This is a genomic window from Microcoleus sp. F10-B2, from assembly GCF_036704965.1.
GTDB lineage: Bacteria > Cyanobacteriota > Cyanobacteriia > Cyanobacteriales > Microcoleaceae > Microcoleus.
In genome coordinates, this window is sequence record NZ_JAUBTB010000018.1 from 88,134 (window position 1) to 97,486 (window position 9,353).

The following is a 9,353-nucleotide window of genomic DNA, read 5'->3' on the forward strand; positions in this document are numbered from 1 at the left end:
GAGCGCTTTGATAGCTTTATAGGAACATTGCTAGGGTTTCCACGACACGATATTTGATGTGAGCGATACAAGCTGCTACTACATATAAGATCCTGCCTCACAGGCTTTTGGCATTGAACATCAATACTAAGTTTAAAGCCAAATTTGCTAACTTATTTGCCGGTTGAATGTCTTGAGATGCGGCGTTTAAAACGACCCCCAAGCCGCGTTGAAAAAAGCAGAAATCGGTGAATTTCCCTACAGCAACACTTCGGACAGTTTTTGATTGCCAACCGTAGAATAAAGCTTTCAGGGCGGTCGGTAAGAGGGCTTCTCTTGCCGAGGCACACTATAAGCTTTCTGGTAAATCAAGGTTTCAGACTACGACCTCAAAACTTAGTTCGCTTACGCACGCAGACCGCATAAACCGGGTTTATTCGTATATTTGTCGTTCCTGGTCGCCAAATTTTTCGCATGGGAATAAGCGTCCCCATGCTTAGGCCTGGAAATTGTCCTAAGTTTTGCAGTAACTTGTACCCCAGAAAATCGCGGTGCCGGCAATTGTAAATAATAACCCTGCCTTTGTGCGCAAGCATTCAAGGCAGGGTTATTATTGAGTATTCGGAATTCTCTGCGGTGAAGCCAGGGCACTGCAGCCGAATTCGGCTGCAGTCCAGTGCACTACTCGCCTAATCGAGTTATTTTAGCGCTGCGTTCGGCCAACATCAGCAGTACATAAATAGTCATTACATAGCCGGCGGCCAGAATGGGAATAATTAGAGGAATATCGCGATAAATCATAATTAGAACCAAAAGTCAAGGACTAGGAGGAGGAGGACAAGTTCAAGACCTACTACATTAAGTCAGCACGCAAGACCATGCCTTGGTTCTGAAGGCTGCTTTTCCATATCAAGCCTGCGGGAACATTTAGGCGTTCCCGGTCATCAACAATGATTTACTGCTTTACAGATGCTTAAACAGCCTAAAACTATCCACTTTAGCTGCTTTGAGCTACCGTGCACATAAGATGCGCTACTCTTAACTTCTGAAAACTTTTAGCCGCGAGGAACTAAAAATCTGTCCCAGAAATTTTCGCTGCGATCGACTAACAAGGCTGGCTCTACGAAACTTTTACAGGCACCTAAAAGTTACCTGCCAGTCTGGCTGTACTTAATGTATAGAATTGTTTAAATCCTTAATAGCCATAATAACACAGGGTTTCTGGGATTTAGAGATTTTTTGGCAGTGTCCTTAACAATTCGATACAATAGGGGCAACCCATCTGGCCGGGGGCTACTCGTCGTCTCTGGCAGTCGGGTCACTCCCATCGGCTTGCAGATGACAAATAACTCACGATCGCCTAAATTTTTCTTTTCTATTACAGAGAATTACCTTAAAATAAAGATATGATATGTAAAATTTTGTTACTTTACGGCTTGAGTCGGCGTATTCATGATCTCTAGCACTCTCCTATTTTCCTCGGTTGAAGAAGACCTGCGACTGTTGACAGAAAACTTAAAACAGTTAGTGGGTGCCCGTCATCCCATCTTGTACGCGGCTGCAGAATACTTATTCGGCACAAAGGGAAAACGAGTGAGACCCGCAATCGTTCTGTTGATGGCCAAGGCGACTATGCCCGATGGGGAAATCACGGAAAAACACCGCCGCCTCGCTGAAATCACGGAAATGATCCACACAGCTAGTCTAGTGCACGACGACGTGGTTGACGAGTCGGATCTGCGGCGGGGAGTGCCGACGGTTCACAGTAGGTTTAACAACCGAGTGGCAGTATTGGCGGGGGACTTTCTGTTTGCTCAATCTTCCTGGCATTTGGCAAATCTCGACAACCTGCCAGTAGTCAAACTGCTTTCAGAAGTGATTATGGATTTAGCTGAGGGGGAAATTCAACAGGGACTCAATGGATTTGACACCAGCTTGTCGATCGAAGCTTACCTAGAAAAAAGTTATTACAAAACAGCGTCTTTAATTGCCAACAGTTCCAAAGCAGCGGGCTGTTTGAGCCAGGTTTCACCGGAAATAGCAGACGATTTGTACAACTACGGTCGCAACATTGGTTTGGCATTCCAAATAGTAGATGATATATTAGATTTCACCGCTTCAACGGAAACTTTGGGCAAACCAGCAGGCTCGGATCTCAGAAGCGGTAATCTGACAGCACCAGCGCTATTTGCCCTAGAAGAAAAGCCTTTCTTGGAAGTTCTCGTCGATCGCGAGTTTGCTCAAGAAGGAGATATAGAGCAGGCCCTGGCACTGGTAGAAGATTCTAAAGGCATAGAGCGATCGCGAGAACTAGCCACAAATCACGCACAGAAAGCCGTCGAATACTTAGCTGCGCTGCCCCATTCAGAATCCCGTCAAGCTTTGATTGATTTGGCTGAATACGTTTTGAGCAGACTTTATTAGAGGTTAAAAAGTTACACTTTTAGGACTTAGGCAAGAAATCATTTTTTACACTATCTGTAGTGCTAAGGTGCGGTGTGCATCGCCCTACAGTTAGAGTCTGCGCGTCCAAGACAGACTTGATTGGTAATGGGGAATTGGTAATGGGTAATGCCCAATACCTAATGCCCTATTACCAATTAATAGAAAATAGAGTTGTTTAGGCAATATCCGGCGGCGGAGCAGATCGATACTGTTGCAAGTAAACGTTAATTAAGCTCTGTATTTGCTCGCGAGGGATTTCCGTCCCCACTTCCTGATTGCCTGGACTTTCAAAAAAAACAACGCTGTTTAGACCTTCAAGAGCTATCATCTGAAATAAAATGTGAGTGACAGGCAAAGTCACCGGTCTGAGGCGATCGCCCCCAGCCGTCGCCGCCTGCGACGCATCTTTAAGACTGCTCCAAGCATAAATCACCCTCTTTTCCCGTCCCGGTTGCTTGAGATTGCTCAAAACCACGATCGCCCAACTTTGGTCTACCGCTTGCAAGATCGAGTATTCCAGGTGCTGTAGCTGTTGGGCAATCAACACCAGGGCAGGAGCGATCGCCTTTAAGATTTGTGGCGTCGAACCGTCGGGCGGAGCTTTTTCGATCAGTGCTTGAATCTGTTGGTCTAAATCCATCAGTCAGTTAATTTGAGATTTGAGTTTAAGAATTTCAGGGTAACAGGTGGGCGTCCAAGTATGTGATACCCAGCACTGCCCACTATAAAATGTAAAATCCCAAATTTAAAGTCGCAGGGTGTGCTAGTTTCATTGTTAGCTGTAAACTATCATGCGGGAAATCTGCCAGAGCGTGGAAACCATCTTTCAACTGCTGTTAGACGAACTCAAAAAGTCCACTCGCGCGTCTGAGCAGAACTGCCGGGATGTAGCAGGACGACTCGCAGCAGAAGTCAACAGGATATGCACCGAAAGCCAGCGGATTCAAGCCTCTGGAGACATAGAAGGTTCGGCCCTAAGTCTCGCCCAGCACCGCTTGCAACAATGCCTCCACTATCACGATTTAGGTTCCGGGCCCGGGCGAGTAGAATTGCACAGTACCCTCAGCGCGATCGTCTATCGCTACATCACCCCTCCGCAGGTGCAGTCTAGCTATCAGGCGCGAGTAGAACTGATCAAAGATTTTTTGCAAGGATTTTATCTCGAAGCTTTAAAGGCATTCCGGCGCGAAACCCAACTGCCACCTACCTACAGTCCCCGGACTCGCTTAGAACTAGCAGAGTACATGGCTTTTGTAGAGCGCTTCGGCAAGCGGCGCATTCCTTTGCCTCGGAACCGCAGCCAGCAACTAATTATTTTACGGGCCCAAACCTTTTCCCAGCAGCAGCCCAAAGAAACCTCCGTAGATATGGAACAAGCCGCCGACGGAGGGGCTTCTGATTCCGACCAAACTTGGAACGACACCTCGGTGCACTCGGTGCGGGAAGCGATGGCCGGACAGGGTTCGGCGGCAATTCGCCCGCTAGGCGACGAGTCAGAATCTCTGCGGCAAAACGTGATTGACGAATTAGTCGCTTACTTGAAAGAGCGCAACCAACAAGACTGCGCTGATTACTTCGTGCTGCGCTTGCAAGACTTGCCGACTAATGAAATAGAGTCGCTCCTGGGCATAACTCCCCGCCAAAGAGACTATTTGCAGCAGCGCTTCAAGTACCATTTGCTCAGGTTCGCCATGTCGCACCGCTGGGAACTCGTTCACCAGTGGCTGGAAGCAGACTTAGATCGAAATCTGGGTTTGCTGCCTTCTCAGTGGCAGGATTTTGGTGAGCAAATTGGCCCTGAGGGACAGCGTTTGCTAAAGTTGAAGCAACAAGGTCTGTCAGAGTCAGCGATCGCCCAAACCCTGGGCAGCACGGTAGCCCAGGTACAGAAGCGGTGGTTTAAATTGCTGGAACTTGCGTGGGAATTGCGAAATCGTTCAGATTCCGGAGAAGGGGCATCTAGTGATGAATAACGAAACGAACAGGGATGCAGAGGCTTTCGAGCGCCATTTTTTAGACTGGATATTGCAGGCGCCAATCGCGAATGCCTCTAGCCAAGATGAGGAAAACCTCAATCCGTCCCCTCGCTCACAAGAGTGGGGCGACACAGAAGAGAATTCCGGGGTGGAATACTGGGAATGGGACGAACCAGACCCGCTGGACTATCAAGTGGGGGCGCACAGCAATGCACCCGCACAACCGCTGACAATTGGAGAAATACCGACCGTGCAAGACCGTTTTCAGACCTTGTTAAAAGAAAGGCTTAGAGCCGCAATTGAATCTAACCCGCCGCTGTTCCCCTGGGAAACAGAATTCAAAAGCTACGACCACGATTACCCAGACGATGTAGCCCCGCAATGGGTTCCCCCCCTGCACCTCTGGACTCCCCAACTACAAAATATCAGGTGGGGCCGCCTGCCAATTCCGATCGCCGAAAGGGTTTTTGCTCAACTGCTAGAACCTTGTCAGGAACTGGTAATGTCGTCGCTGCGGGAAGGCTCGAAGTTAGTTCGCGCTGTAGATAGCTTGTTTCCGGGCCAATCTCAGGAACTTAACGAGTTAGCTGGTTTAGTGCTCAGAGGTTCTTTGCGGGGACTTCTAGATTTAGAAGATTTCCCGAATTACGAAGCAGCGAGTACCGATCAACAAATGGTGCTGTCGCTATTGGCCGCCAGGGAAATCATTGAGTCTCTAACTTTGGATTGTCCTGTGAATCAGGCACCTGTTTCGCGGGAGTGGCTGACTGGTTTGGGTTCGCTGACTCTGGAGGCTCAATACCTGTCGAACCGCAACAGAGAACAGCCAATGCCGTGTTTAAGAGTTGAGTGCCAATTTCCAGGGGCAGGAAGTTTGGAACTCAAGGGAGGAGATGCCGAAGCAACAGCACATCGTCCGAATTCCGGGCATTTAAGTGTGGAGTTGTTTGACCCACAACCTAACAAGAATTATGCTCTAGAAGTTCGATTCCAAAACTTCGAGACCAGACCTTTGATGTTTGCTATTCGTCCAATTTGGGCAGAACAAGATAGCAACTAGAAAGGTATAATTAGAGTAAATAATTTAGGTTTTTACTCTCTGGTTTGACCTCACACACAAACAGATGCAATCCCTCGACTTCTGTCGTGGAAAGCCCCAAAAATTAGATATTAGTTAAGACCCAGATTAATCTGTGGATTAAATCTAAAATCTAATGACAGAGAAATAAGATTTAGATATTAGTTACAACCCAGATTAATCTGTGGATAAAATCTAAAATCTAAAATCTAAAATCTAATGACAGAGAAATAAGATTTAGATATTAGTTACAACCCAGATTAATCTGTGGATAAAATCTAAAATCTAAAATCTAAAATCGTTTGACAGGGAAATAAGATTTAGATATTAGTTACAACCCAGATCGATATGTGGATAAAATCTAAAATCTAAAATCTAAAATCGTTTGACAGGGAAATCAGATTTAGATATTAGTTAAAACCCAGATTAATCTGTGGGTTCAATCTAAAATCTAAAATCTAAAATCTAAAATCGTTGGATGGGTGCACATGACAACTGATAACCTGCGAAATATACCTGTTTTGGGTAAGCTGTGGGAGCAGATCGAGGCTATGCCTCCGCCGGTGGTTGAGGATTCTTTACTGCTGCGAATCCTAGTTCAGTTGTTGGTAATTGTGGGAATTGTAGCTACTGACGTTGCTGCTGAAGAAGCCCTGAACTTGTGGGCTGTGCCTGTTAGTATTGTGGGAGCAACTTGGAGTTGGTACCGCCGCCGCGATCGCAATGTAGCTGCTAAGTTCTGCATAGCTATTGGAATGCTGGTGGCGCTGTTCGCTTTTTTTAGCCGCTTGGTGGGAGAATTGAACGATACGCGGTTAGTTTTGGCGCAACTGTTAATCCAACTTCAAGTTCTGCACAGTTTTGATTTGCCCCGCCGCAAGGATTTAGGCTACTCGATGGTAATCGGGCTAATTTTGTTGGGGGTAGCAGCGACTCTCAGCCAAACCTTGACTTTTGGGCCGCTGCTGTTGTTGTTTTTGGCTTTAGCGCTGCCGACTTTGGTGTTGGATTATCGATCGCGCTTGGGATTTTTGAAGCCAGAAGTCATTGGCGAAAAAGCACGAGGTAAAGGGAAAAATGAAAGCCTGTCGCTATTTGCTGCTACTTTATCCCCAAAGTATTTTGGTTGGCTGCTGCTGATAACTGTCGGGTTGGGGCTGACTATTTTTGCGTTTTTGCCGCGCCTCCCTGGCTATCAGTTGCGGACTTTTCCGGTGAGTGCTCCTATTGAATATCAGGGCGAGTTTGACTCCCGCAGCATTCTGAATCCTGGGTATGTCAGAGGGGGAAATGAAAAAGGGACTGGCGGAGGCAGGGGGAGAAACCCAGACTCTGGACCAGGAGAGGTAGACTCTACTTTTTATTACGGTTTCAACCAGCGCATCAATCAAAATTTGCGGGGAGAAATGAAACCTCAAGTGGTGATGCGGGTGCGATCGCAGGCGGCGGGTTTTTGGCGCGTGTTGGGATTTGACAAATACACCGGTCAGGGTTGGGAAATTTCTCGCAACGACGACGCTTTTAAGGTGAATAGACCTAGGTGGTCTTATCAATTTTATCTGAATCCGTTTCCCAATGCGCCCCGCTTCCAAGAGGTGATTCAAAGTTATACTATTGTGGCTCAGTTGCCGAATTTGATTCCGGCTTTAAACAAGCCGAGGGAACTTTATTTTCCGACGACCGATGTGGCGATTGATGCGGAGGGGGGTTTGCGATCGCCTGTGGAATTGGCGGAAGGTTTGACTTATACGGTGATTTCAAATGTGCCTTTTCGCGATCGCTCTTTGTTGGGGAAAACTGGTACTAATTACCCGAAAAATATTCGCAAGTTCTATTTGGATGTGCCGCCGGAAATTGCCCAGAAGGTGCGAGAAAAAACTGAAGAAATCTTGGCGGCAAGAACTAGAGTATCTCAGTCGGACAGACCGATCGATTCTCCTTACGAAAAAGCTTTGTACTTAGCTCAATATTTGAAGCAAAACCCTAATTATAAAATTGAAAAAGCTTTGCCTTACTTAGAGGAAGGTGAAGATTTAGTCCAGGCTTTTCTGTTTGGTTACAAAAATACCCAGGATGGCAAAAAAGTTACAGGTGGATATCCCGACCACTTTTCGACGGTACTGACAATTATGCTGAGGTCGATCGGGATTCCGGCGCGACTGGCGGGCGGTTTCGATACGGGGGAATTTAACCCGTTTACGGGTTTGTATATTGTGAAAAATACCGACGCTTTTTTGATGACAGAGGTATATTTTCCCAATCACGGCTGGTTTGCTTTTAATCCGATTCCCGGTTATCCGCTGATTCCGGCTTCGGTGGAAGACAACCAGACTTTTAGTGCGATCGAATCGTTTTGGAAGTGGATCGCGGGTTGGCTACCGACTCCTCTCAGAAGCGGGCTGGATTCAGTTATAGGTTTTGTAATTGGCTGGATCAGTTTGATTGTGGGCTGGTTTGTGGGCCAGTTTGCTAGGGGTTGGGTGGGGTTATTTACTGGCTTGATTGCTGCGATCGGCTTTGGCTTTATTGGCTGGTTAATTTGGCAACTGTGGCGCAAATGGCGCCACCGCCGCTGGCTGGCGAAATTGCCGCCGGTGGAGGGGGTTTATCAGGAAATGCTTAAGGATTTGGCGAGTAGGGGATTTGTGAAACCTCGCGCTCAAACGCCTTTGGAGTATGCTGAGGCTATGCGCGGTAATCATGCAACTGATGAAGCTGAGGTGATTGATGAAGTTTCGCAAGCTTACGTGCGCTGGAAGTACGGCGGTGAAGCGGGAAATTTGAACCAGTTGCGGCAGTTGGTGGAAAATTTGAGGCGATCGCACTTGAAGAAACTCAAAAAGCGCTGGTTTTAGGCGATACCGATCGCTTAGATGCGGTGATTAAGCGGGATGAACAGGTTTATAACCGTTTTCGGTTAAGTCTTCGGTTTGGTAAGTTGTCGGGGCAGGAGTTTAAGCGGTGGAGGTTTGGGAAAAGAAGGTTTTGCAGTTACCAGTGGCTTCTAATCTTTATAGTAAGCCGATGCTAAAGGTCTTGGGGGAGGCGACTAGGGGTTATGTGGGGCTATTGGATATGATTCTCAGGGAGGCGGCGATTCGGGCTTTGAAGAAGGGATTATCAAGGATTGATTTGGAAACTCTCAAAGAAGTTACTGGGGAGTACAAGTGATGGAAGCGATCGATATCCAGCCTTGAGTGTTTCGGGTGGAACCGTTGGATGGTGAGAGTTTGAGCCATTTTTGGGGGCGGTTTCGACGGGCGAATAAGTTAACGCCGAATGGGTTGAGTAAGATGGCGGGGTTAGGAGGTGCGATCCATTGGTAACAAGTTAAGCTAAGAAAGCATTTGTCAATCAGCAATTATGCTCAACATTTACTCGGATTTTGGGTAGAAAACTGAGATTTGGGCGATCGTGCGATCGTGCCGAGGGTGATATTTATACTTACTCCCTCTTAAATCGTGAATTTTCCACTCCTAAAAAAGCAGTTTTTTTGAGTAATATTGCTGATTGACAAATGCAATTAAGTCTTAACTTGTCACCAATGGGTGCGATCGCCCGTTGGGAAAAGTTTCGGTTTAATCCGCCTCCTTCTCCTCAGCAGTTGGAGGCGTTGGCGGCGGTGATAGGCGTGGGGGGCGATCGGTTAGTCCAGATGTTGCCGCCTGCTGGAGTGGGTATGAAAATGGAACCGATTCGGTTGTGTGGGGCTTATTATGCCCAGTCGCCTTGTCATAAGATTGAGTGGCAGTTTAAGACGGCAACGGGGTGCGATCGGCATTCCTTATACCATTTTTGTAAAGATGTGATAGAGATAAAGACTGTAAAATCCAAGACCATCCGGTGAGAAATCCAATGACGCGATCGGTGAAAGA

General features: G+C 47.1%; 7 protein-coding genes. 6 read left to right on the plus strand and 1 reads right to left on the minus strand.

All coding sequences use genetic code 11. The annotated features are described in order from the left end of the window. Positions 1–1,431 precede the first annotated feature (1,431 nt). On the plus strand, positions 1,432–2,403 hold the full coding sequence (sds, locus tag QUA99_RS09770) for a solanesyl diphosphate synthase (protein ID WP_333235845.1): 972 nt from the start codon (positions 1,432–1,434) through the stop codon (positions 2,401–2,403). Between the two features lie 196 nt (positions 2,404–2,599). Here the strand turns inward: sds and QUA99_RS09775 are convergent, their stop codons facing one another. Beyond that, a complete protein-coding gene (locus QUA99_RS09775; RefSeq protein ID WP_333235844.1) occupies positions 2,600–3,064 on the minus strand; it encodes a hypothetical protein in 465 nt (154 codons plus the stop codon). A gap of 151 nt (positions 3,065–3,215) precedes the next feature. Here QUA99_RS09775 and hetZ point away from each other — a divergent pair, with 151 nt between their 5' ends. From hetZ to QUA99_RS09800, 5 genes are all read left to right on the plus strand, one after another. After that, positions 3,216–4,397 carry a heterocyst differentiation protein HetZ gene (hetZ, locus tag QUA99_RS09780; RefSeq protein WP_333235843.1) on the plus strand — a complete coding sequence of 394 codons (1,182 nt, stop codon included), beginning with the start codon at positions 3,216–3,218 and terminating at the stop codon, positions 4,395–4,397. Further along, positions 4,390–5,460 carry a hypothetical protein gene (locus QUA99_RS09785; RefSeq protein ID WP_333235842.1) on the plus strand — a complete coding sequence of 357 codons (1,071 nt, stop codon included), beginning with the start codon at positions 4,390–4,392 and terminating at the stop codon, positions 5,458–5,460. Before hetZ ends, QUA99_RS09785 begins: the two co-directional genes overlap by 8 nt. A gap of 506 nt (positions 5,461–5,966) precedes the next feature. Continuing rightward, a complete protein-coding gene (locus QUA99_RS09790) occupies positions 5,967–8,333 on the plus strand; it encodes a DUF3488 and DUF4129 domain-containing transglutaminase family protein (protein ID WP_333235841.1) in 2,367 nt (788 codons plus the stop codon). 106 nt (positions 8,334–8,439) lie between these two features. After that, complete coding sequence (locus QUA99_RS09795; protein ID WP_333235840.1) at positions 8,440–8,649, plus strand: hypothetical protein; 210 nt, start codon at positions 8,440–8,442, stop codon at positions 8,647–8,649. A gap of 346 nt (positions 8,650–8,995) precedes the next feature. Next, a complete protein-coding gene (locus QUA99_RS09800; RefSeq protein WP_333235839.1) occupies positions 8,996–9,325 on the plus strand; it encodes a hypothetical protein in 330 nt (109 codons plus the stop codon). Positions 9,326–9,353: the final 28 nt, after the last annotated feature.

Coding starts and splice junctions, on each gene's coding strand:
- sds (WP_333235845.1), top strand. CDS start 1,432: ATGATCTCTAGCACTCTCCTATTTTCCTCGGTTGAAGAAGACCTGCGA.
- hetZ (WP_333235843.1), top strand. CDS start 3,216: ATGCGGGAAATCTGCCAGAGCGTGGAAACCATCTTTCAACTGCTGTTA.
- QUA99_RS09775 (WP_333235844.1), bottom strand. CDS start 3,064: ATGGATTTAGACCAACAGATTCAAGCACTGATCGAAAAAGCTCCGCCC.
- QUA99_RS09800 (WP_333235839.1), top strand. CDS start 8,996: ATGCAATTAAGTCTTAACTTGTCACCAATGGGTGCGATCGCCCGTTGG.
- QUA99_RS09790 (WP_333235841.1), top strand. CDS start 5,967: ATGACAACTGATAACCTGCGAAATATACCTGTTTTGGGTAAGCTGTGG.
- QUA99_RS09785 (WP_333235842.1), top strand. CDS start 4,390: ATGAATAACGAAACGAACAGGGATGCAGAGGCTTTCGAGCGCCATTTT.